Annotated in this window: 20 protein-coding genes; 3 read left to right on the top strand and 17 right to left on the bottom strand. The window is 69.5% G+C overall.

Annotated features, from left to right (window positions below):
- Positions 1–66: 66 nt before the first annotated feature.
- Entirely contained in the window at positions 67–2,157 is a 2,091-nt protein-coding gene (locus tag JOE53_RS07290) for an ArnT family glycosyltransferase (protein WP_271171093.1), read from the top strand.
- Positions 2,158–2,175: 18 nt separating this feature from the next.
- Here the strand turns inward: JOE53_RS07290 and gltX are convergent, their stop codons facing one another.
- Entirely contained in the window at positions 2,176–3,690 is a 1,515-nt protein-coding gene (gltX, locus tag JOE53_RS07295; protein WP_204947278.1) for a glutamate--tRNA ligase, read from the bottom strand.
- Between the two features lie 94 nt (positions 3,691–3,784).
- Entirely contained in the window at positions 3,785–4,747 is a 963-nt protein-coding gene (locus JOE53_RS07300) for a LysR family transcriptional regulator (protein WP_204947279.1), read from the bottom strand.
- A gap of 48 nt (positions 4,748–4,795) precedes the next feature.
- Here JOE53_RS07300 and JOE53_RS07305 point away from each other — a divergent pair, with 48 nt between their 5' ends.
- Positions 4,796–5,848 carry an aminotransferase class V-fold PLP-dependent enzyme gene (locus tag JOE53_RS07305; protein ID WP_204947280.1) on the top strand — a complete coding sequence of 351 codons (1,053 nt, stop codon included), beginning with the start codon at positions 4,796–4,798 and terminating at the stop codon, positions 5,846–5,848.
- A gap of 379 nt (positions 5,849–6,227) precedes the next feature.
- Here the strand turns inward: JOE53_RS07305 and JOE53_RS07310 are convergent, their stop codons facing one another.
- From JOE53_RS07310 to JOE53_RS07330, 5 genes are all read right to left on the bottom strand, one after another.
- Entirely contained in the window at positions 6,228–7,442 is a 1,215-nt protein-coding gene (locus tag JOE53_RS07310) for an MFS transporter (protein ID WP_204948191.1), read from the bottom strand.
- A gap of 17 nt (positions 7,443–7,459) precedes the next feature.
- On the bottom strand, positions 7,460–8,227 hold the full coding sequence (locus JOE53_RS07315) for a fumarylacetoacetate hydrolase family protein (protein WP_204947281.1): 768 nt from the start codon (positions 8,225–8,227) through the stop codon (positions 7,460–7,462).
- A complete protein-coding gene (locus JOE53_RS07320) occupies positions 8,224–9,354 on the bottom strand; it encodes a branched-chain amino acid aminotransferase (RefSeq protein ID WP_204947282.1) in 1,131 nt (376 codons plus the stop codon). Before JOE53_RS07320 ends, JOE53_RS07315 begins: the two co-directional genes overlap by 4 nt.
- Positions 9,355–9,403: 49 nt before the next feature.
- Complete coding sequence (locus tag JOE53_RS07325; protein WP_204947283.1) at positions 9,404–10,456, bottom strand: 3-isopropylmalate dehydrogenase; 1,053 nt, start codon at positions 10,454–10,456, stop codon at positions 9,404–9,406.
- A gap of 68 nt (positions 10,457–10,524) precedes the next feature.
- Complete coding sequence (locus JOE53_RS07330; protein WP_204947284.1) at positions 10,525–12,075, bottom strand: MFS transporter; 1,551 nt, start codon at positions 12,073–12,075, stop codon at positions 10,525–10,527.
- A 64-nt stretch (positions 12,076–12,139) separates the two neighbouring features.
- On the opposite strand from JOE53_RS07330, the gene JOE53_RS07335 reads away from it, so the two are divergent.
- Positions 12,140–12,682, top strand: coding sequence for a TetR/AcrR family transcriptional regulator (locus JOE53_RS07335; RefSeq protein ID WP_204947285.1), 543 nt, complete (start codon positions 12,140–12,142; stop codon positions 12,680–12,682).
- 134 nt (positions 12,683–12,816) lie between these two features.
- Here the strand turns inward: JOE53_RS07335 and serA are convergent, their stop codons facing one another.
- From serA to JOE53_RS07385, 10 genes are all read right to left on the bottom strand, one after another.
- Positions 12,817–14,421, bottom strand: coding sequence for a phosphoglycerate dehydrogenase (gene serA / locus JOE53_RS07340; protein WP_204947286.1), 1,605 nt, complete (start codon positions 14,419–14,421; stop codon positions 12,817–12,819).
- A 104-nt stretch (positions 14,422–14,525) separates the two neighbouring features.
- The gene (locus tag JOE53_RS07345; protein ID WP_204947287.1) at positions 14,526–14,879 is read right to left on the bottom strand and encodes a bacitracin resistance protein; all 354 of its coding nucleotides are present in this window, start codon (positions 14,877–14,879) and stop codon (positions 14,526–14,528) included.
- Entirely contained in the window at positions 14,876–15,391 is a 516-nt protein-coding gene (locus JOE53_RS07350) for a DNA polymerase III subunit gamma/tau (RefSeq protein ID WP_204947288.1), read from the bottom strand. Before JOE53_RS07350 ends, JOE53_RS07345 begins: the two co-directional genes overlap by 4 nt.
- Positions 15,388–16,113, bottom strand: coding sequence for a copper homeostasis protein CutC (locus JOE53_RS07355; RefSeq protein ID WP_204947289.1), 726 nt, complete (start codon positions 16,111–16,113; stop codon positions 15,388–15,390). The genes JOE53_RS07350 and JOE53_RS07355 overlap by 4 nt, the downstream gene beginning before the upstream one ends.
- A 103-nt stretch (positions 16,114–16,216) precedes the next feature.
- Positions 16,217–17,242: a ketol-acid reductoisomerase gene (gene ilvC / locus JOE53_RS07360; RefSeq protein ID WP_039415608.1), complete on the bottom strand. Its 1,026-nt coding sequence runs from the start codon at positions 17,240–17,242 to the stop codon at positions 16,217–16,219.
- A 71-nt stretch (positions 17,243–17,313) separates the two neighbouring features.
- Positions 17,314–17,823 (bottom strand): acetolactate synthase small subunit, encoded by a 510-nt coding sequence (gene ilvN, locus JOE53_RS07365; protein ID WP_036290481.1) that lies wholly within the window; start codon positions 17,821–17,823, stop codon positions 17,314–17,316.
- 1 nt (position 17,824) lies between these two features.
- Positions 17,825–19,624 carry an acetolactate synthase large subunit gene (locus JOE53_RS07370; protein ID WP_204947290.1) on the bottom strand — a complete coding sequence of 600 codons (1,800 nt, stop codon included), beginning with the start codon at positions 19,622–19,624 and terminating at the stop codon, positions 17,825–17,827.
- Positions 19,625–19,684: 60 nt separating this feature from the next.
- A complete protein-coding gene (gene ilvD / locus JOE53_RS07375; RefSeq protein ID WP_204947291.1) occupies positions 19,685–21,391 on the bottom strand; it encodes a dihydroxy-acid dehydratase in 1,707 nt (568 codons plus the stop codon).
- 9 nt (positions 21,392–21,400) lie between these two features.
- Positions 21,401–22,177 carry a trehalose-phosphatase gene (gene otsB, locus JOE53_RS07380; protein WP_204947292.1) on the bottom strand — a complete coding sequence of 259 codons (777 nt, stop codon included), beginning with the start codon at positions 22,175–22,177 and terminating at the stop codon, positions 21,401–21,403.
- Positions 22,174–23,568, bottom strand: a complete 1,395-nt coding sequence (locus tag JOE53_RS07385; RefSeq protein ID WP_204948192.1) for an alpha,alpha-trehalose-phosphate synthase (UDP-forming) — start codon at positions 23,566–23,568, stop codon at positions 22,174–22,176. Before JOE53_RS07385 ends, otsB begins: the two co-directional genes overlap by 4 nt.
- Positions 23,569–23,693: the final 125 nt, after the last annotated feature.

Raw genomic sequence — 23,693 nt, forward strand, 5'->3', positions numbered from 1 at the left:
GCGATCCGGGCGATTTCATAGGCCGCACAACGACGCCGCTGGTGAAGCGGTCCTACGGTGACCGTTGTGACCGCGCTCCCCGCCTCCGCCGCCTCCGCCTTCTCGCCCGTCCACACCCCCGCGACGACCCGGCGGCGGATGGGCACGCCGTGGCACTGGTCTCTCCTCGTCATGGCAGTCGCGGCCGCGATCCTCACAGCCTGGGGCGTCGGCGGTTCGATGTCCGACTACTACGCATCGATCGCGCTGTCGATGAGCCGCAGCTGGCCGAACTTCCTCTTCGGCTCGTTCGACCCGGCCGGAACGATCACCCTGGACAAGATCCCCGGTTCGTTCTGGATCCCCGCTCTCACCGTGCGCATCTTCGGCTTCTCCCCCGCCGCGGTCATCATTCCCAACGCGCTGGCCGCGGCGATCGCGGCCGTGGTGACCGCGATCACCGCACGGCGATGGGCGGGCATCACCTCGGGCCTCGTCGGCGGGGCGGTCGTCGCCACGACGCCCATCCTGGTCGCGGTCGCGCGCTCCAACCAGCCAGAGACGTTCTTCGTGCTCGCCCTCGCCTTGACGGCGTGGGCAGCGACGCACGCGTTGCGCCGGGCCAGCTTCGGATGGCTGGTACTGGCGGGCGTGTTCATCGCCGCCGGCTTCCAGACCTACATGCTCGAGGCGTGGGCGGTCTGGCCTGCACTCGCCGTCGCCTATCTCTGCACCCGACAGCCGTGGTGGCGCCGGGTCTGGCATGTCGCCGTGTCGGCAGCGCTCAGCCTCGTGCTGTCGTTGGGCTGGATCATCGCGGTCTCGCTCGTTCCGGCATCCGACCGCCCCTATATCGGCAGCACGTTGACGAACAATCCGTGGGAGACGGTGTTCGGCTACAACGGACTCGGCAGGTTCGGCTCCACGACCGCCGACAGCGCGGCCTACCGCTCATTCACTCCGCCGTTCTCGGGAACGCCCTCGGCCGTGCGGCTGCTGAACGGTTCACTGGCCGATCAGATCGGTTGGTTGATCCCGACCGCGATCCTCGCCATCGTGATCCTCGCGGTCCTTCGCTTCCGCCTGCCGTTGCTGGTGTTCGGGGCCGTGTGGTTCGTCACGTTCGCCGGAATGTTCTCGCTCGTGGCCGGAATGCACCAGTTCTACACCGCCTCAATGGCCATCCCGATGGCGCTGCTGACCGGCGCCGCGTTCGCCTGGGCGCGGCGACGCGGCATCCTGTGGGCGCAGATCGCACTCCCGGCTGTCGCGGCCACGACGGCGCTGATCATCAGCCTGAGTGTCGCCTCCGACCGGGGAGCCGCATTCTCACTGCCGATCGCGGTGGCACAGGTTCTCGTCGCCGTCGCCGTGGTGGCAGCCGTCGTGGTGGACCACCGTCGGGCACACCCGCGGCTGCTGACGGCCGTCGTCGCGGCGATCGCCATGCTGCTGACGCCGGCGAGCTGGGCCGTCGTAACGATGTGGTCGCCCAACTCGACCAACCCGACCGCGGCCGGCGTCGCCAGTGTGTCCGGCATCGGCGGGTTCGGAGGGTTCGGACCCGGTACCGGCGGCGGCGCACCGGGAGCAACAGGCCTCGGCGGACCCGGTTCGGGGGCCTCCGGATCCGGGAGCGGTACCTCGGGGCCGCTCGGGGCGGGGCACCCCGGGGACGGGTTCTCGCGGTCCGGCGGACAGACCGGAGCCTCAACCGACGGAGCACGCGAACGTTCCAGCGGGCCGGGCACGGGCACTCGCAACTCCGGCGGTTTCGCCGCTTCGTCCGGCGAGGCGGGCACAGGCGCCGCCGCTACCGTGGCCTGGCTGACGGAGCACCAACAGGGCACCGCGTACCTGGCGGCGACTTTCGGGGCGCAGAGCGCGGCGTCGCTCATCCTGGCCTCGGACGGCGGGTCGTTCCTGCCCATCGGCGGCTTCGACGAGCGTGATCCGGCACCGACGCTCGCGGCATTCCAGACGCTCATCGCCGACGGGAAGCTGCGGTACGTGATCGCCGGCAACGGGGGCTTTGGCGGTGGCGGAGGCCCATCGGGCGGGCTCGGCGGCACCGACAACGCGAGCACCACGGCCGGTCAGATCCGCACGTGGGTCGTGGCGAACTGCACCGAAGTCATTGACGCCCCGATGTCAGGCCTCTACTCCTGCGGCTCCTGATGCGCCGCGGCTCCCGGCTCAGCCGAGGTGCTGAACCAGCGCGCCGAGGCGACGCACCGACTCTGCCTTGCCCAGCAGCTCCATAGACTCGAACAGCGGCGGGGACACGCGTCGTCCGCTGACGGCAACCCGGAGTGGGCCGTAGGCGACTCGCGGCTTCAGCCCCAGACCGTCGATCAACGCCGCCGACAGCGCATCCTGCACCGCCGCAGCGGTGAATCCGTGCTCGGGTACCAGCTCGAGTGCTCCCACGGATGCCACGAGTACCTCTCCCGCATTGGCGGGCAGACCCTTCAGCGCATCGTCTTCGTACACGACATCGTCGCGGAACAGGAAGCCCAGCAGCCCGGGCGCCTCACCGAGCAGCTGCATGCGCTCCTGCACGAGAGGCGCGGCGGCATCCAGTGTCGCCTGCTGCACGGCGGTGGGCGGATTCTCGATCAGACCCGCGGCATGCAGATACGGAACGAGCCGGGCGGCAAAGTCCTCGGCGGCGAGCATTCGGATGTGGTCACCGTTGATCGACTCGGCCTTCTTCTGGTCGAAACGGGCGGGATTGGGGTTCACGTCGACGATGTCGAACGCGGCGACGAATTCCTCCAGAGAGAACACATCCCGATCCGCCGCGATCGACCAGCCCAGGAGCGCGAGGTAGTTCAACAGCCCCTCGTGGATGAAGCCGCGCTCACGATGGAGGAACAGGTCGGCCTGGGGATCGCGCTTGGACAGCTTCTTGTTGCCGGTCTCGCCCAGCACGAGAGGCATGTGCCCGAACCGCGGCATGAAGTCCGTGACGCCGGCCTCGATGAGCGCGCCGTAGAGCGCGAGCTGGCGCGCGGTGGACGGCATGAGGTCCTCGCCGCGGATCACGTGGGTGATGCCCATGAGCGCGTCGTCCACCGGATTGGTGAAGGTGTAGAGCGCCTGGCCACCGGCGCGCACGACGACGAAGTCGGGGAAGGAGCCGGCAGGGAACGTCACCTCGCCGCGGATGAGGTCGACGTACGTCAGGTCCTCATCGGGCACGCGCAGGCGCCACGCGGGCTCGCGGCCCTCGGCGCGGAAAGCGGCCTTCTGGTCTTCGGTGAGGTCACGGTCGAAGTTGTCGTAGCCCAGCTGCTTCGCTCGCCCTGCGGCCTCGTTGCGCGCATCGATCTCCTCCGCCGTCGAGTACGACTCGTAGACGGCACCCGAGGCGATCAGGGTCTCGAGGACGCCCGCGTAGATGTCGCGGCGCTGCGACTGGCGGTACGGCTCGTGCGGGCCGCCCTTCTCGACGCCCTCGTCCCAGACGATCTTCAGCCAGGTGAGCGCGTCGACGAGCTGACGGTAGCTCTCCTCGCTGTCGCGAGCGGCGTCGGTGTCTTCGACGCGGAAGATGAGCTTGCCGCCGGTGTGTCGCGCGTACGCCCAGTTGTAGAGCGCCGTGCGCACCATGCCGACGTGCGGAAGGCCGGTCGGCGACGGGCAGAACCGTACGCGGACGTCGGTTCCGGAAGCGGTGGTGGTACGGGGATGGATCGCGGCAGACATCGCCTCCAGTCTAGGCGGCGGGCGGGCCCAGCGAATCGTCACCCCCGCGTCGCGACGACGAGCGCGCGGCGCGGTCCGGCGATCACGCCGCGGGTCAGGCTGATACGGATTGCACCGCAGCGAGTTCCCGCCCGAGCATCTCGAGCACGCTGCTCACCGACGGCACCCGTTCGGCGTCGCGTGCCGTGACGACGTGGAGTCCGCGCGCCTCGGCCGGCGGCAGCGGCGAGGTCTGCACGCCGGGCAGCAACGGGAAGGACTCGACCGCCATCCGCGGCAGCGTCGCCACGCCCAACCCCTGCGCCACGAGTCCTTCGACCGCGACGGCATTGTCGGTCTCGAACCCGATGCGCGGTTCGAATCCCGCGCGACCGCAGAGCTCCAGCAGATGGCCGCGACAGCGAGGGCAACCGGCGATCCACGTCGCGTCGGCGAGTGCCGCGACGTCCGCCACACCCGCATGGCCTCCGGGCAGCACGAGCAGCAGGTCGTCGCGACCGGCGCTGCGTACGGTGAGCCCCCGGGCGCTCGATCCGTGCGGGTCGTCGCGGTCCCCCGGGTAGCTGAAGGTCAGCGCGATGTCGGCGCGGTCTTCACGAATCGCTTCCACCGCCTCCGGTGGCTCCGCCTCCACATAGGTGAGCGTGAGTCCGGGGTGAGAGGCGGACAGCGTCGCAAGCAACCGTGGAACGAGCACGGGCGAAGCCGAGGGGAAGGCGACAAGGCGGACGACACCGGTGCGCAGCCCCCTCAGCTGTGCCAGTTCTTCGGCGGCGGCGTCGAAGGCGTGCGTCACGGCCGGCGCATGACGGGCGAGCACGCGGCCGGCCTCCGTCAGCCGCACGCCGCGACCGACGCGCTCGATCAGCGCAACCCCCAGCCGGTTCTCCAAACGCCGCAGCTGCTGGCTGATGGCGGGCTGACTGTATCCCAGAGCGGCGGCGGCCGCTGTGATCGAGCCGGTGTCGGCGATCGCGCGCACGGTACGCAGGCTCTGGACGTCCAGTTCCGGGGCGATCTCCTTCACGCACACATCATCGCATGGCATGTTTCTCATGCAATACCTGCCGTAGACGCATACGTCGCGACGCGCGAAGCTGAAACCATGATCACCGCCGTCCACGACCCCCTCGCCTCGGTGCGCGCCGAGTTCGGCTCCGCCGACGGCTACCTGGCCGCGTGCACGGTGGGGCTGCCGATGGACGCGACGCGGCGCGCGGTCGCCGCGGACCTCGCCGGACGCCCCGACATCGCGAGCTACAGTCGCGCGGTGGAGCAGTCGCGAGCACACTTCGCGTCGCTCGTGGGTGTCGCCCCCGAGCGCGTCGCGATCGGCTCCCAGACGTCGGTTCAGGTGGCACTTCTCGCGGCGGCGCTCCCCGCGGGTTCGACGGTCCTGGTACCGGAACACGAGTTCTCCTCGCTCGTCCTGCCCTTCGTGCACGCAGGCCGCGGCATCCGCGTCCGCACCGCTCCGCTGTCGCGCCTGGCCGACGCGATCACCTCCAGTACGACGCTCGTCGCGTTCTCCCTGGTGCAGTCCGCGTGCGGTCACGTCGCCGACGTCGACGCCATCTGCACCGCGGCAGCCGCGGTCGGTGCACGCACGGTATGCGATGCCACGCAGGCCGTGGGCTGGATGCCGGTCGACGCCGGGCGATTCGATGCGCTGCTCTGTCACGCCTACAAGTGGCTGTGCTGCCCGCGCGGCGTCGCCTTCATGTCGGTGAGCGCGGACTACGCGCGCACGCTCGCGCCCGTACAGGCCGGGTGGTATGCCGGCGACGATCCCTGGACGTCGTGCTACGGCGGTGACGCGGATCTCGCCGCCTGCGCGCGACGCTTCGACGTCTCCCCCGCCTGGCAGGCATTCGTCGGCGCCGAGCCCGCGCTGCGGACATTCGCGCAGGCCGACATCGCGGCCGTCCACGCTCACGCCACGGGTCTCGCGTCCCGCCTTCGTCGGGCGCAGGAGCTGGAGCAGCCGGACATCCCGACGGCGATCGTCACCTGGCTCGATCCCGAGGGAGCGGACCTCGCGCGTCTGCAGGCCGCCGGCATCACGGCATCCGGCCGCAACGGGCGCACGCGCGTCGCCTTTCACGTGTTCAACGACGACGACGACGTCGAGCGAGCCGTCACCGCCCTCGGCCGCTGACCCCCGAGCGACGGCGTTCTCTCTCCCCCGCCGCACGGCGTGGACGTGCCGTATTCAGTCTGCGCGCGAGGACCGATCGCCTGCATCCGCGGAATCACGCGGATGCCGAGACCCGCCGCCACCGCCCTGACTGAGTACGGCACGCAAGCGGGACCAGCTGGCACGGGAGTCGGCGCCGGCATCGGCTGGACGCGCTGGGCGTGCGCGCTGCGCTGGGCGTGCGCGGGACGCCGATTCCGCGGAGATGTCGGGATCCGAAGACAGCTCCGTGTCAGATCGTCCTCGGCATCCGCCATCTCCTCGGCATCCGGCATCTCCTCGGCATGCCCCGCGCCGCAAGCCGCCCCAACGACGCCGCAACCGCGGCACCCCGGGCGGGTCAGCCGCGGCGCGCGTACGGCGAGAGCACGGTGACCGCGACGACGAGCACGAGGGCGACGAGCGCGAGTCCGCCGTAGCCGATCTGACTGAGGACGACGCCCGCGAGCACGGCGCCGACAGCGGCACTGAAGGTCATGATCGTGTCGCTGAGCCCCTGCCGTCGCGGCCGCAGGCTCGTCGGAGAGCTCTCGGTGAGCAGAGCTGCGCCCGACACGGTCGCAGCGCTCCACCCCGCTCCCAGCAGGAACAGCGCGACCAGCACCGCCCATTGCGAATCGGGCATGGTCGCCGCCACGATCAGCGACACCGCCAGCAGCGCCTGGCCCAGGAGGATCGTCGCGATACGTCCCCATCGGTCCGCCAGCAGCCCAAACACCGGCGACAAGCCGTACATACCGAACACGTGCAGCGCGATCGTGGTTCCGACCACGAGCGTGACGTGCTCGGGTGCCAGGTGCGCAAGATGGATCGGCGTCATCGCCATCACCGACGCCATCACCACGTGCGATCCCGCCACCGCGAAGATCGCGTAGCGCGCCGCCACCGGCCGATCGAGATCGTCGATGTGCTCCCGCTGCGCATCGCCGCTGCGCGACAGACGCTGTGCCAGCAGCAGCGGATCGGGCCGCAGCGCCGCGAGGTAGAGCGCGAAAGCGATCAGCTGCGCCACGATCGAGAACGCGTAGGAGCCGGTGAGCGGCGGCATACGCAGCGCGGCGCCGACGGCCTCTCCCGGTGTCAGAAGCAGCGGGCCCACCACACCCCCGACGGTCGTCGCCCAGACGACGGTGCCGAGGTCGCGCCCCCGGCGCGCGGCGGGAGCGAGGTCGGTCGCGGCGAAGCGCGACTGCAGATTGCCCGCGTTGCCGGCGCCGATGAGCACCACGCCCACGATCAGCAGCGGGAAGCTGCGCACGGTGGCCGCCGTGATGACGATCCCGATGCCGATCAGCGCGAAGAGGTTGCCGAGCGTCAGCGCCACCCGTCGCCCGCGCCGTGCCGCCATCCGCGCGAGCGGGATGGCGCACAACGATGCTCCGAGCGTCACGGATGCCGTCGCCAGCCCTGACAGCGCCTCCTGGCCCGACAGATCGGCCGCGAGCAGGGCGCCGAGCGAGACCGTTGCGCCGAAGGCGATGCCGCCCAGCACCTGTCCGGCGGCGAGGACGGTGACGGTGCGTCGCTGGATACGCGCGACGGCGACGGGGTCCATCGCCGGCGCCAGGGCGCTCACGCGTTTCGCGCGGTGTTGCGCAGTGTGCCCAGCCCCGTGATCTCGACTTCGACGGTCTGGCCCGCGTCGAACGGCCCGATGCCAGCCGGCGTACCGGTGAGGATCACATCCCCCGGCAGCAGCGTGAACGCGGCCGAGGCGTAGGCGATGATCTCCGGCACCGAGTGCACCATGTCGGAGATCGGGCCATCCTGGCGCACGTCGCCGTCCACCCGCGTCACGATGCGCGCGCCGCCCTCGAGGTCGAACTCCGTCTCGATCGCCGGACCGAGCGGGCAGAACGTGTCGAACCCCTTGGCGCGCGCCCACTGCCCATCCGACTTCTGCAGGTCACGCGCGGTCACGTCGTTGCCGATCGTGTACCCGAACACGTAATCGAGCGCAGCGGATGCCGGGACATTCTTGGCCACACGGCCGATCACGATCGCCAGCTCGCCCTCGAAATCGGTGCGCTCGGACTGCGAAGGTCGCACGATCGCATCTCCCGGTCCGATCACCGCGGTGTTCGGCTTCAGGAACAGCAGCGGCGCGGCCGGGGCCTCGCCGCCCATCTCGGCGGCGTGGTCGCGGTAGTTTTTGCCGACGCACACGATCTTCGAGCGCGGGATGACCGGTGCCAGCAACGCCACCTCACCGAGCGGAACCCGCTCCCCCGTCGTCTCGAAGCCCGCGAACAGCGGGTCGCCGGCGAGGACGACGAGATCGGTCTCGTCGACGATCCCGAAGCGGATCGCGTCATTGTGACTGAAGCGGACGACCCTCACGCGGCGGACTCCGCGTCGCCGGCCGGCTCGTCCAGGCGCACGAGCCACCCGTGCGTGTCCTCGCGGCGCCCGTACTGGATGTCGGTCAGCTCGTCGCGCAGCGACTGCGCGAGCGGTCCGAGGGGCTGCTCGTCGACGAAGTCGCGGCCCTTGAGCACGCCGATCGGCGCGACGACGGCAGCGGTGCCGCAGGCGAAGACCTCGACGATCTCGCCCGAGGCGACGCCCGAGCGCCATTCCTCGATCGACACCGCGCGTCCCTCGACCTTGTGACCGCGGTCGGCCGCCAGCTGCAGGATCGAGTCGCGCGTGATGCCCTCGAGGATGGAGTCGGACTTCGGCGTCACGATCGTCCCGTCCTTGTAGACGAAGACGACGTTCATGCCGCCGAGTTCCTCGACATTGCGATCCTGATCGAGGAACACGACCTGGTCGCAGCCCTGCTCGTAGGCTTCGGCCTGCGGCAGCAGGCTGGCGGCGTAGTTGCCACCGGTCTTGGCGGCACCGGTCCCGCCCTTGCCGGCGCGGGCGTAGTCCTCGCTGAGCCAGATCGACACCGGCTTCGCGCCGCCCTTGAAGTACGCGCCCACCGGGGAGGCGATGACGTAGTACCCGACCTTGTTGGCCGGTCGAACCCCGAGGAACGCCTCCTTCGCGAACATGAACGGGCGCAGATAGAGGCTCTGGTCGGCGCCCGAGGGCACCCAGGCTCCGTCGACGGCGATGAGCGCCTTCAGAGACTCGATGAAGTACTCCACCGGCAACTCGGGCAGCGCGAGACGCCGTGCGCTGCGCTGCAGGCGACGGCCGTTCTGATCGGGTCGGAAGGTCCAGACCGAGCGGTCGGCGTGACGGTAGGCCTTGATGCCCTCGAAGATCTCCTGGCCGTAATGCAACACCGCCGCGGCGGGGTCGAGCGAGAGCGGGCCGTAGGGCTGCACGCGCGGGCGGTGCCATCCGCCGCGCACCGACCAGCAGATGTCGACCATGTGGTCGGTGAAGGTCGTGCCGAAGGCGGGGTCGGCGAGCAGCTGCTCGCGTTCCGCCGGCGCCTTCGCGGCGAGGTTGCGGGTGACCGCGAACTCCAGAGGGGCAAGTCCGGCGTCGGGTTCGTAGATGAGGCTCATGTCGTGTCCTGAGGGTGTGAGCGGTCGGCGTACGTGCGGCGGTTCCAGGCTACGCCTGCACCGCGGCGGCGATGGCGTCGCCGACCTGAGCGGTGGTGCGGGGTGCGGAGCCCCTGTGGGCGATGTCCTCCTCGACGGCGCGGGTGACGCGCGCGGCTTCGTCGGCGAGCCCGAGATGGTCGAGCATGAGGGCGACGGAGAGGATCGCGGCCGTGGGGTCGGCCTTCTGCTGTCCCGCGATGTCCGGCGCCGAGCCGTGCACGGGCTCGAACATCGAGGGGAACGCGCCGTCGGGGTTGATGTTTCCCGAAGCGGCGAGGCCGATGCCTCCGGTGACGGCGCCGGCCAAGTCGGTGAGGATGTCGCCGAAGAGGTTGTCGGTGACGATCACGTCGAAGCGGCCCGGGTTCGTGACCAGATAGATGGTGGCCGCGTCGATGTGCACATAGTCTACGGTCACCTCGGGGTGCTCCGATGCCACGGCATCCACGATCCGCTTCCACATCCCCCCCGCGTGAACGAGGACGTTCGTCTTGTGCACGAGCGTCACCTTCTTGCGTCGGCGCTCCGCCTGGGCTAAGGCGTACCGGACGACGCGTTCGATGCCGAAGGCCGTGTTCACGGAGGTCTCGTTCGCCACCTCGTGCGCCGTTCCGGTACGGATCGAGCCGCCGTTGCCGACGTACGGCCCCTCCGTGCCCTCGCGGACGACGACGAAGTCGATCTCACCCGGATCGGCAAGCGGCCCCGGTGCTCCCGTGTAGAGCTTCGAAGGACGCAGATTGACGTAGTGATCCAGCGAGAACCGCAGCTTCAACAGCAGCCCACGCTCGATGTTCGCGTCCTTCAGACGCGGATCGCCCGGTACGCCCCCGACGGCACCGAGCAGGATCGCGTCGTGTGCGGCGATGGCGGCCAGATCATCGTGCGTGAGCGTGTCTCCCGTCTCGAGGTAGCGCGCCGCCCCGAGGGAGAAGCGCGTCTTGTTGAAGGTGACCTCGGATGCCGCGGTCACGGCATCGAGCACCTTCTCCGCCTCTGCGACGACCTCGGGACCGATGCCGTCACCCGGAATGACGGCCAGCTTGATGACACGCGACATGGAACTCCTCGACACTGCTCGTACTCGGGCATGCGCGGCGCCGTCGGTGTCGACGTCCGTCGGGACGGTCAGTGATCGACGTGGGCGCTGCGGGACCCTTTCAGCGTAGTGGCCGCGATGACCGCGGCGATGGCGACGAGCACGGCTCCGATCACCGCGGTGATGCCGACGCCCGCGTCGAAGGCGTGTGCGGCCGCCGCGCGCAGCCCATCGGCGGTGGCGCCGTCGAGCGAGCCCGCGACCGTCATCGCCCCCGCCAGAGTCTCGCGCGCGGCATCCGCCGCCGCCCCTTCGACCCCCGCCGGAAGCACGATGCCGGTTCGATAGGCCGCCGTCAGGATGCCGCCGAGCACCGCCGTACCCAGGACGGCGCCCAGCTCGTAGGCCGTCTCCGACACGGCGCTGGCCGCTCCGGCCTTGGCGGGGGGCGCACTGGCGAGAATGAGCTCGTTCGACACCGTCTCGGCGGCACCGATGCCGATGCCGAGCAGGACGAAGGCGGCGATCAGCAGGGCCAGGGCGCCGTCGCCGACCGCGCCGGGGACGAGCAGGTAGGCCACGACCGAGAACGTCAGCGCGACCGGCACGACCACGCGCGCCGAGACGCGGCGGGCGATCGGCACGACGAGCAGACCGGCGACGATCATCGCCGCCATGCCGGGAACGAGCGCGAACCCCGCCTCCATCGGCGACAGACCGACGATGAGCTGCAGATGCTGCGCGACGAAGTACAGGAAGCCCACGAGAGAGACGACGCTGAGCAGGTTCACCAGCAGCGCGCCGCTGAAGGTGCCACGGGCGAACAGCCGCATGTCGAGCATCGGCTGCGCGGAAGCGAGCTGACGGCGAACGAACACGACACCGAAGCCGAGTCCGGCCGCCGTCAGCACCACCGGCAGCACCCCGAAGCCGTGCACCGCGACCTCCTTGATCGCGTAGACGATCGGCACCATCGTCAGCATCGACAGGGCGATGCTGACCGGGTCGATGCGGCCCGGTCGCGGATCGCGACTCTCGGGAACCAGCAGCGGCGCAAGGATCAGCAGCGGGACGAGCACCGGAACCGACATGAGGAACACCGATCCCCAGGCGAAGTGCTCGAGCAGGATGCCGCCGACGATCGGTCCCAGGGCCGCTCCGGCGGAGAACATCGACGCCCATACCGCGATCGCCATGCGGCGTTGGTCACGGTCGGTGAAGATGCTGCGCAGCAGAGACAGGGTCGACGGCATCAGCATCGCGCCGAACACGCCCATACCGGCACGTGCGGCGATGAGCCAGGCGGCGCTGGGAGCGAAGGCGGCCAGCACGGACACGGCGGCGAAGCCCGTCGCGCCGATCAGCAGCATCCTTCGACGCCCGAAGCGGTCGCCGAGCGTGCCCATCGTCACCAGGAGCCCCGCGAGCACCAGCGGGTAGGCGTCGATGATCCACAGCTGCTGGGCGCTGGAGGGGTTCAGGCTCAGGGCGATGTCGGGCAGGGCGAAGCTCAGCACCGTGTTGTCCACAGAGACGAGCAGAACCGGCAGCATGAGCACGATCAGTGCGAGCCAGCCGCGCCATCCCACGCGCTTCCCGTTCGACTCGGCCAGGGTGATCTCTTCAGTCAGTGTCATCATTTGTAAACCGTCCAGCCGGTATAGTAACAGACGTGGACACCGAGCGCTCGATACGATCGACACCATGAGTCGCCCTCCCCTGGCCCGCGAGAAGGTGCTCGACGCCTTCGAGGCGATCCTCGTGGAGGAGGGTGAACGCGCGGCGACGATGGATGCCACGGCGCGCGCAGCGGGGGTCTCCAAAGGTGGCCTGCTCTACCACTTCGCCTCGAAGGAGATGCTCGAGGCGGGCCTGATCGAACGCCTCCAGAGCCTCGTCGACGAGGACGTCGCGGCGATGTCGAGCTACCCGGGCGGCCCCATCGCCCACTATCTGCATTCATCCGTCATGTCGAACGACCCGATCGACCGCGTCATCCTCGCCACCTCGCGTCTCGCGCAGGGCGGCAACGGCCACGCCGCCGAGGCATTGCGGGAGGTGCGGGAGAAGTGGGCCGACGCGCTGCGTCCCTACGCCCCCGAGGGCGCGGCGCTCGATCTCGTGATGCTCGTCGGGGACGGCCTCTACTTCAACAATGCGCTCTCGGGCGGATCGATCCCCGGTCCGGTCCCCCGCGGCGACGCGCTCGACGCGCTGGTGGCCCTGGTCGAGCGCGCCGTCCGCTGACCCCCGCATCCTGCCGAGCCGCCACGTTCTCACCGAGCCGCCATGGTTTTGCGCGCTAAACCATAGCGGCTCGGAGGAATCATGGCGGCCCGACGACAGGATGCCGTGGCGCCCCGAAACCCCGCGCCGCGGGATCAGGCCTCGACGATCTCCAGCTGACGGAAGAGGTCGGCGCCGATCGCCTGTCGCGTGTCGTCGAGGATCGCGTCCGGCACGGGCTGGTCGACCGTGAGCACCGAGAGAGCGCGACCCGAGGCGTCGGGCTGAGCGACGAACAGACCGGCGATGTTGATCCCCGCCTCACCGAGCTTCTGCCCGTAGATCGCGACGATGCCCGGGCGGTCCGCATAGCGCATGAGGATGTGGTGCTTGTCGATCGGCACCTCGATCTCGTAGCCGTTGATGCCGACGATCTTCGGGACCATCCGCGTGCCGGCAAGCGTTCCCGCAACCTCGAGCACCGTTCCGTCCGACAGCGTGCCGCGCAGAATCGTGATGTTGCGATAGAGCGGGCTGTCGGCCTCGACGATGAGACGGGTCTCGATGCCGCGCTGCTCGGCGAACAACGGCGCGTTCACGTAGGACACGTTCTCGCTGACGATCTTCGTGAAGATGCCCTTCAGCGCCGCGAGGCGGTAGACGCTGACGTCGTAGGCGGCGAGCTCGCCGCGCACCTCGATGTCCAGGCTCGTGAGGGCGCTGGTCGCAAGGCCGGAGAAGACCTGACCGAGCTGCTCGACGAGAGCGATGCCGGGACGCACGAACGGGTCGATGACTCCTCCGGCGACGTTGACCGCATCGGGCACGAGGTCGCCTTCGAGGGCGAGTTTGACCGATCGGGCGACGGAGATGCCGGCCTTCTCCTGCGCCTCGTCGGTGGAGGCGCCCAGGTGCGGGGTCACCACGACGTTCGGGAGCGACAGCAGCGGGAACGCGGTGCCGTCGGGCTTCGGGGGCTCGCTCGTGAACACGTCGAGTCCGGCGCCGGCGATCTCCCCCGTGGTCAACGCCGTGTAGAGCGCCTCCTCGTCGATGAGTCCACCGCGCGCGACGTTGACGACGTAGGCGGTGGGCTTCATGCGCACGAACTGCGCCGCGCCGATCATGCCGGTCGTCTCGGGCGTCTTGGGCATGTGGATCGTGATGAAGTCACTCTGTGCGAGCAGGTCATCGAGGCTCAGGAGCGTGACGCCGAGCTGCTGGGCGCGGGTCGGCGTGACATACGGGTCGTACGCCACGACGCTCACGCCGAATGCCTGCAGACGAGCGGCGATGAGGGCGCCGATGCGGCCGAGACCGATGATGCCGACGGTCTTCTCGAAGAGCTCTGTGCCCGTGAACGAGCTGCGCCTCCAGGCGCCGGCGGCCAGCGACGCGTGAGCGGCGGGGATGTGACGGGCAAGGCTCAGGATGTGCCCGATCGTCAGCTCGGCCGCCGAGATGATGTTGGAGGTCGGCGCGTTGACGACCATGACCCCCGCGGCCGTGGCGGCCTTGATGTCGACGTTGTCGAGTCCGACGCCGGCACGCGCGACGACCTTGAGTACAGGAGCCGCTGCGATCGCCTCGGCATCCACCTTCGTCGCCGATCGGATCAGGATGGCGTGGGCGTCGGCCAGAGCCGAAAGGAGCGCGGGACGGTCGGTGCCGTCGACCTGACGGACATCGAAGTCCGGCCCCAGGGCATCGATCGTGGCGGGTGAGAGTTCTTCGGCGATGAGGACGACAGGCTTGGACACAGCGGCAGGACCTTTGCGCAGGATCGGAGCGGGTGGAAGGATGCCAGCCTACCGGTCAGACCCCCCTGCCCCCGACCGTATGACGGCCGGGCAAAAGCGTGGGATCAGCCGAGCATCGACGAGCCGGAGGGCCCCACGGTGTACGTCAGGATGTTCAGCCAGAACACCGCCACGACACACAGACCGGTGATGAGGACGAGGGCGAACTCCCACCACGTCCGCCGCCAGCCGACGGCGAAGGCGACGCCGAACGCGATCAGCGGGAAGACGACCGACAGCAGCAGCACGAACCAGCCGTAGGCGTTCAGCGGCTGAGCACCCGATGCGGCCTGCGAGAGGAAGCCGACGGCGTTCCACACGAAGTACGCGTAGAACAGCCCGAACACGACGGAGATGGCGACGATCAGCCAGGTGGGCAGGGCACGCGTGCGGGAGGGCGTGGGGGCGCTCGTGGTCATCGTCCCACCGCCCCGACGAGGATGAAGGGCCACGGTACGAGCAGGGCGAGACCGCCGACCAGCAGCAGCACGCGCACCCAGGCCTTCGCGGCGCGGGTGAGGACGAACACCGTGAGGAACCACACCGGCGCCGCCGCGACGGCGAGCCACAGGGCGGCCGCGTACCCGACCGGGCTGACGAGGAACTCCGCCGTGCCCTGCAGACGCAACCCGCCGATGATCCAGCCGATGGTGAACAGCAGGTAAGCGCCGGCGAGGATGCCGAGGGTCACGAGCATCGCGTTCGACATCTGGGTCGGCGCGTCGGGCATCGTGACGGTGCCGTCCGCGTCGATGTGGCCGACGGTGGTGCTGCCCTTGCCGACGGCCGTGAATCCGTCGGGAAGCGCGGCCAGCTCGGGCGCGGCCGTCGGGGCGGTCACCGGCTCGGCGGCGGGTCGGTGGCCCACCTCGAGAGTCGGGTCATCGTCGCCGTCCCAGCTCAGGGCGTCGTCATCACGTGGCGTGCTCACTCCGAAAGCGTACTGCGGACGGCGGCCGCTGCCGCCGCCACCACGACCGGGTCGGTGACGTCGTGGCCGCCCGCTCCTCCCCCGGGCCCCGAGGGCGCGTCGAGACCGGTGACGGCGCGGGCGGACAGATGCACGGCGTCGACGCCCACGGCGACGATGCGCGCGATGTCGCCGACGCGGATGCCGCCGCCGGCCATGATCTCGATACCGGTGTCCGCCGCGACCAGGAGTCGCAGCATATCCGTGCCGTCGACGGAGCGGGCGGCGCCGCCCGAGGTCAGCACGCGATCGACGCCGATCGCGGCGAGCTCGTCGAAGACGGCGAGCGGTGAGGGGGCCGCGTCGATCGCGCGGTGGAACACGAGCGTGCCGTCGCCGGCGGCATCCCTCCACCTCCGCAGCGCCGCCGCGTCGAGGTGCCCGTCGCGAGTCAGTGCGCCGACGACGACACCCGCCGCCCCGGCGACCCTCACCGCGTGGATGTCGGCGGCGACGAGGGCGATCTCGTCGTCGTCGTAGACGAATCCTCCCGCGCGGGGACGCACGAGGACGTTCACGCGTTCCCCGCCGACAGCGGCGACCGTCATCTCCACCAGCGCGATCGACGGCGTGAGCCCACCGACAGCCAGCGCCTGGCAGAGCTCGAGCCGGTCCGCTCCTGCGTCGATGGCGGCGCGGGCGCCCGCGGCGTCCTGAACGGCGACCTCCAGCGCGACGATCATGCCGTCACGTTAGCAAGCGAAAGGCCCGGCCCCCTTGTGTGGGGGCCGGGCCGGTATGGCTTTCGCAAGCCTGCTCGGCGGGTGTGCCGAGGTCTGGACGAGGTCAGCGCGCGGCGGAGCCCTCGGTGTAGTCGGCGTCCTGCTGCTTCCACGCGAACAGGGCGCGCAGGTCCTTGCCGACGGCCTCGATCGGGTGGGCGGCGGCCTTCGCACGCAGCTCCTGGAACTCGGGAGCTCCGGCATCCTGGTCGCCGATGAAGCGCTCGGCGAAAGCGCCGGACTGGATGTCGGCCAGAACGCCCTGCATGTTCTCCTTGACGCGCGGGTCGATGACACGCGGGCCCGAGACGTAGTCGCCGTACTCAGCGGTGTCGGAAACCGACCAGCGCTGCTTGGCGATTCCGCCCTCCCACATGAGGTCGACGATGAGCTTGAGCTCGTGCAGCACCTCGAAGTACGCGATCTGCGGCTGGTAGCCGGCCTCGGTCAGCGTCTCGAAGCCGTACTGGACGAGCTGGGACACGCCACCGCAGAGCACGGCCTGCTCACCGAACAGGTCGGTCTCGGTCTCTTCGGTGAACGTGGTCTTGATGACGCCGGCGCGCGTGCCGCCGATCGCCTTCGCGTACGACAGCGCGGTCTCCCAGGCGTGGCCAGAGGCGTCGCGCTCGACGGCGATGATGTCCGGGATGCCGCGGCCGGCGACGAACTCGCGACGCACGGTGTGCCCCGGCGCCTTGGGGGCGACGAGGATCACGTCGACACCCTCGGGGGCGTCGATGTAGCCGAAGCGGATGTTGAAGCCGTGGGCGAAGGCCAGGGTCTTGCCGGCCGACAGGTTCGGCAGGATGCTCTCGCTGTAGATGCCGCGCTGGTGCTGGTCGGGCGCGAGGATCATGATCAGGTCGGCCCACGCGGTGGCGTCGGCGACGTTCTTCACCTCGAAGCCGTCCTCCTGGGCCTTCGCGATCGACTTCGAGCCGTCCTTGAGCGCGATGACGACCTCGACGCCCGAGTCGCGGAGGTTCTGCGCGTGCGCGTGTCCCTGCGAGCCGTAGCCGACGATCGCGACCTTCTTGTTCTGGATGACGGACAGGTCGGCGTCGGAGTCGTAGAAGATCTCAGCCATGGTGTGTGTTTCTCCTTGATTTCTTTCCGGTCATTGAGCGGGCGCAGCGAGTCGAGGCGCCCGTGAGGGGGTCAGCCGCGCAGGACGCGTTCGGTGATGGACTTGCCGCCGCGGCCGATGGCCAACAGGCCCGACTGGGCGAGCTCCTTGATGCCGAACGGCTCGAGAGCGCGAAGGATGGCGTCGATCTTGCCGCGATCACCCGTGACCTCGACGACGAGGGCGTCCGTCGCATAGTCGACCACGGACGCACGGAAGAGGTTCACGACCTCGATCACGTTGGAGCGCGTCTGGTTGTCGGCGCGCACCTTGATCAGCATGTGTTCGCGCTGTACGGACGCCGCTGGCTCCAGTTCGACGATCTTGATCACGTTGATCAGCTTGTTCAGCTGCTTGGTCACCTGCTCGAGCGGCAGCTCCTCGACGTCGACGACGACCGTGATGCGCGACAGGCCGGGCACCTCGGTGACGCCCACCGCGAGCGACTCGATGTTGAAGCCGCGGCGAGCGAACAGGCCGGCCACCCGGGTCAGCAGACCCGGTTTGTTCTCGACCAGAAGACTCAGGACATGACGGCTCATCTCAGTCCTCCCCGTCGAAGCTGGGCGCATGATCGCGGGCGTACTGGACGAAGCTGTTGCTCACACCCTGCGGCACCATCGGCCACACCATCGCGTCGGCCGACACGACGAAGTCGATGACGACGGGCCGGTCGTTCGTCTCCAGTGCCAGCGTGATGGCGGCATCCACCTCTTCGATCTTCTCGACGCGGATGCCGAGGCAGCCGTAGGCGTCGGCGAGCTTCACGAAGTCGGGCACGCGTACCGTGCCGTGACCGGTGTTGAGATCGGTGTTGGAGTGACGGCCCGCGAAGAACAGCGTCTGCCACTGGCGCACCATGCCGAGACTCGAGTTGTTGATGATCGCGACCTTGATCGGGATGTCGTTCAGGACGCAGGTGGCCAGTTCCTGATTCGTCATCTGGAAGCAGCCGTCGCCGTCGATGGCCCACACGACACGGTCGGGCTCGGCGACCTTCGCGCCCATGGCGGCCGGCACCGAGTAGCCCATCGTTCCGGCTCCACCGGAGTTGAGCCACGCGTTGGGCCGCTCGTAGCTGATGAACTGCGCGGCCCACATCTGGTGCTGGCCGACGCCCGCCGCGTAGACGGCCTCGGGTCCGGTGAGCTCGCCGATGCGCTTGATGACGTACTGCGGCGCGAGCAGGCCGTCCTCGGGCTCGGCGTAACCCAGCGGGAACTCGGTGACCAGACCGTCGAGGTAGGCCCACCACTCCTCGATGTCGGGCGTGTGGTCGACGCGGGCGCTCTGGAACGCGGCATCCAGGTCGACGAGCACCTCCTTCAGATCCCCCACGATCGGCACGTCGGCCGTGCGGATCTTCGAGATCTCCGCCGGATCGATGTCGACGTGCACGACCTGCGCGTTCGGCGCGAACTCGTCGGCCTTTCCGGTCACGCGGTCGTCGAAGCGGGCACCCAGCGCGACGATGAGATCGGACTCCTGCAGCGCGAGCACCGCCGGGACCGTGCCGTGCATCCCGGGCATGCCGAGGTTCTGCGGGTGCGAGTCGGGGAACGCCCCGCGCGCCATGAGCGTCGTCACGACGGGGGCGCCGGTCGCTTCGGCGAACACGCGCAGCTCCGCCGCCGCACGGGCGCGGATGACGCCGCCACCGACGTACAGCACGGGCTTCTTCGCATGCGCGATCAGCTGCGCCGCCGCCTGGATCTGCTTGCCGTGCGCCTTCGTGACCGGGCGGTAGCCGGGCAGCTCGATCTTCGGGGGCCACACGAACGGTGCCGAGGCCTGCTGCGCATCCTTCGTGATGTCGACCAGGACGGGACCGGGGCGCCCCGTGGAGGCGATCTCGAACGCCGCAGCGATCGCGCCGGGGATCTCCTCGGCGGTCTTGACCAGGAACGAGTGCTTGGTGATCGGCATCGTGATGCCGACGATGTCCGCCTCCTGGAAGGCGTCGGTGCCCATGAGGTGGCTGAACACCTGGCCCGTGATGCAGACGAGGGGCACCGAGTCCATGTAGGCATCGGCGATGGCGGTGACGAGGTTGGTCGCGCCGGGACCGGACGTCGCGATCGCGACGCCGGTGCGTCCGGATGCGGCGGCGTACCCTTCGGCCGCGTGACCGGCGCCCTGCTCGTGGCGGACGAGGATGTGGCGTACCGCCTCATCGTCCATCAGGGGGTCGTAGACCGGCATGATGGCGCCGCCGGGCAGGCCGAAGACGTCCGTGACCCCGAGCATGTCGAGGGATCGGACGACGGCCTGGGCTCCGGTCATCACCGGAGCAGCAGCTCCGCGGGCGGGTGGTCGCGGCACGGCCGCGGTGTCGAGAGACATAGTGGTACCTCGGGTGTCAGATGCGTGTGAGGACGGCTTCCCGCCCTGGGTGTCACGGCCTCAGCCGGTCGTCGCGCCCTCCGCTGCGGAGCGCACGAGTTTCGAGTACTTGGCCAGAACGCCACGGGTGTAGCGCGGTGGAAGCGGCTCCCAGCCGGCACGGCGGGAGTTCAGCTCTGCGTCGTCGACGAGTAGGTCGAGAGTGCGAGCCGCGATATCGACCCGTATCAGATCACCATCGCGCACGAAGGCGATAGGACCTGCGTCCACCGCTTCGGGTGCTATGTGGCCGATGCACAGGCCGGTTGTGCCGCCTGAGAATCTGCCGTCCGTCAACAGTAGTACATCTTTTCCGAGCCCCGCGCCCTTGATGGCCGCCGTGATGGCGAGCATCTCGCGCATGCCGGGGCCGCCCTTCGGCCCCTCGTAGCGGATGACGATCACGCTGCCCGCGGCGATCTCGCCCGCCTCCAGGGCGTCCATCGCCGCGCGCTCCCGCTCGAACACCCGCGCGGGCCCCTCGAACACCGACGCATCGAAGCCCGCGGTCTTGACGACGGCGCCCTCGGGAGCCAGTGAGCCGTGGAGGATCGTGATGCCGCCCGTCGCGTGGATCGGGTCATCGAAGGTGTGGATGACGGTGCCGTCGATCGGGTCGGGATCGAGCTCTGCGAGGTTCTCGGCGAGGGTCTTCCCCGTCACCGTGAGAGCGTCGCCGTGCAGCAGTCCCTCGTCGAGCATGGCCTTCATGATGACGGGGATGCCGCCGTGACGGTCGACGTCGTTCATCACGTACTTACCGAACGGCTTCATATCCGCCACGTGCGGTACCTTGTCACCGATGCGGTTGAAGTCGTGCAGGCTCAGCTCGACATCGGCTTCGCGGGCGATGGCGAGCAGGTGCAGCACGACGTTGGTCGAGCCGCCGAGGGCCATGGCCAGGGCGATGGCGTTCTCGAACGCCTCTTTCGTGAGGATGTCGCGCGTCGTGATGCCCTGGCGCAGCAGGTTCACCACCGCCTCCCCCGAGCGGTGGGCGTAGTAGTCGCGGCGACGGTCCGCCGACGGCGGCGCGGCGGAGCCGGGAAGGCTCAACCCCAGCGCTTCGGCGACGGAGGCCATCGTGTTCGCGGTGTACATGCCGCCGCACGCGCCCTCGCCGGGCGCGATCGCGCACTCGATGCGCTTGAGGTCGGCCTCGCTCATCTTCCCTGCGAGGCACGCGCCGACTGCTTCGAACGAGTCGATGATCGTGACGTCCTTCTCGGTGCCGTCCGACAGCTTCACCCACCCCGGCGCGATGGATCCCGCGTAGAGGAACACGCTCGACAGATCGAGGCGGGCAGAGGCCATGAGCATGCCCGGAATCGACTTGTCGCATCCGGCGAGCAGCACGGTGCCGTCGAGCCGCTCGGCCATGACCACGGTCTCCACCGAGTCGGCGATGACTTCACGGGACACGAGCGAGAAGTGCATGCCCTCGTGACCCATGGAGATGCCGTCCGACACGGAGATCGTGCCGAACTGCAGGGGGTACCCGCCGCCGGCGTGCACGCCCTCCTTCGCGCCCTGCGCGAGCCTGTCCAGGCTCAGGTTGCACGGCGTGATCTCGTTCCAGCTGGACGCGATGCCGATCTGGGGCTTGTCCCAGTCCTCGTCGCCCATGCCGACGGCGCGCAGCATGCCGCGGGAGGTCGTCGCCTCGATGCCGTCCGTGACGACACGACTGCGGGGCTTGATGTCGATGGAGGGATCGCTGTCCGGCATCCTCGAAGTCTATTCCCGCAGGATGTCCCGTTCGCGCGCCAGACGTGTCAACAGCGCCGCCAGTTCGGGGATGCCGGTGACACGAACAGTCGCCGCGGTCTCACCCGGGCCGACCCGCACACCCACGTCACCCGGCTGGAGACTGCGCAAGGCATCCTCATCGGTCACGTCGTCGCCGGCGAACAGCACCGCGTTCGCACCGGTCTGCGCGCGCAGCCGCGCGACCGCGCCGTCCTTGCCCTCGGCGCGGAAGGCGTACTCGAGGATGTCGTGGCCGTCACGACGACGCCAGTCGGAAGCCTCCGCGGCCATGAGCGCCGCGATCTTCTCCTGTACGCCGCGCGCGACGGCGGCATCCGACACGAGGCGCGTGTGCAGCGCGAAGCCGAACTCCTTCGGCTCGACCCAGGCACGGTCGGCGTCGGCGGCGATGGCCTCGGCACGCGCGCGCAGGTCGTCGCGCCGCGTGAGCAGCAGAGGGTCCACGGGAGCAGGCGCCTCCCCCGGAGGCGGCCACTGCTCCGCGCCGTGCGAGCCGGCCAGAAGCAGCGGCGAGTCGTCGTCGTACTCGGCGATCACCCGCAGATCGCGCAGCGTCCGTCCCGAGACCAAGGCGACCGTCGTCCCCGGCGCCTGTGCGAGCGCCTCGACCGCTGCCCGCGCATCCTGGCTCATGCGCGCCGCCATCGGCTCGTCGACCAGGGGCGCGAGAGTGCCGTCGAAATCGAGTGCGACGAGCAACCGCGGAACACGCGCCAGGGCGGAGATGGGCTCCCAGGCGCTCACGCGTCCTGCTTCCGGACGGCGTCGAGGTCGGCCAGGAAGCGTCGTGACCAGTCGGCGACGTCGTGGTCGCGCACGCGCCGGCGCAGGCCCCGCATCCGGCGGGCCTGCTCGGCGGGCTGCATCTCGACCGCCGCCATGATCGCGTCCTTGAGTCCGTCGATGTCGTGGGGGTTGACCTTCACGGCTTGCGAGAGCTCGTCGGCGGCGCCGGTGAACTCGCTGAGCACGAGCACCCCGCGACTGTCGATGCGACTGGCGACATACTCCTTCGCGACGAGGTTCATGCCGTCGCGAAGCGCCGTGACGAGCATCACGTCGGCCGCGAGATACAGGGCGACCATCTCCTCGCGCGGGTACGAGTGATGCAGATACCTGATCGCGGTGTGGCCGACGGTGTCGTGGTCGCCGTTGATGCGTCCCACGGTGAGCTCGATCTCGTCGCGCAGCTGCATGTATGCGGCGACGCGCTCGCGACTGGGGCTCGCGACCTGGACGAGCGTGACGTCCTCGACGTCCAGGCGGCCCTCCTCGAGGAGCTCGCCGTAGGCCTTGAGCCGGTGGCCGATGCCCTTCGTGTAGTCGAGGCGATCGACGCCGAAGATCACGGTCCGCGGGTCGCCGAGGCTCGCACGGATCTCCTTCGCTCGCGCCTGGACCTCGGGGCGCCGGGCGATCTCGTCGTAGAGCTGCGTGTCGATCGAGATCGGGTACGCCTTCGCCACGGCCGTGCGCACGGAACCATCATCCGCGACCACGCGGATCGCGCCCGACTTCGTCTCGAACCCGAACTGGCGCCGTACCGCGTTCGTGAAGTTGCCGGCATCCTGCACCCGCTGGAAGCCGATGACGTCGGCTCCGACCAGACCGGCCAGCACGTGCTTGCGCCACGGCAGCTGCGCGAACAGACCGTATGCCGGGAAGGGAATGTGGCGGAAGTAGCCGATCACCACATCCGGTCGCAGCGCCCGCAGCAGCCGCGGGACGAGCTGCAGCTGATAGTCCTGAACCCAGACGACGGCGCCAGGAGCAGCGACGGATGCCGCGGCGGCGGCGAACCGCTCGTTGACGCGGACATACGCCTCCCACCACTCGCGGTGGTAGGCGGGCGGCGAGATGACGTCGTGATAGAGCGGCCAGATGGTGTCGTTGGAGAAGCCCTCGTAATAGAGCTCGACGTCCTCGTCGGTGAGCGTCACCGGGACGAGCTCCATACCGTCGAGCTCGAACGGCTCGAGCTCCAGCCCCGCGGTCCCGGGCCAGCCGACCCACGCGCCCCCGGTCTGCTGGAGCACCGGCTCGAGCGCGGCGACGAGACCTCCGGGTGAGCGACGCCACCCGCCCTCGACGCTGGGGTCGTGGTCGACGGGCAAACGGTTGGACACGACGATCATGTCGGCTTTTGACTTCGGGTCGCTCACGCGGCTCCTCTCGGCAGGCGTTCTTCCAGGCTAACGTGGTCCCATGCGCAAGTACCTGTTCGGGACCGGGATCATCTCCGCCGTGACCAGCGGCCTCG

This window comes from Microbacterium laevaniformans (genome assembly GCF_016907555.1).
Taxonomy (GTDB): Bacteria; Actinomycetota; Actinomycetes; order Actinomycetales; family Microbacteriaceae; genus Microbacterium; species Microbacterium laevaniformans.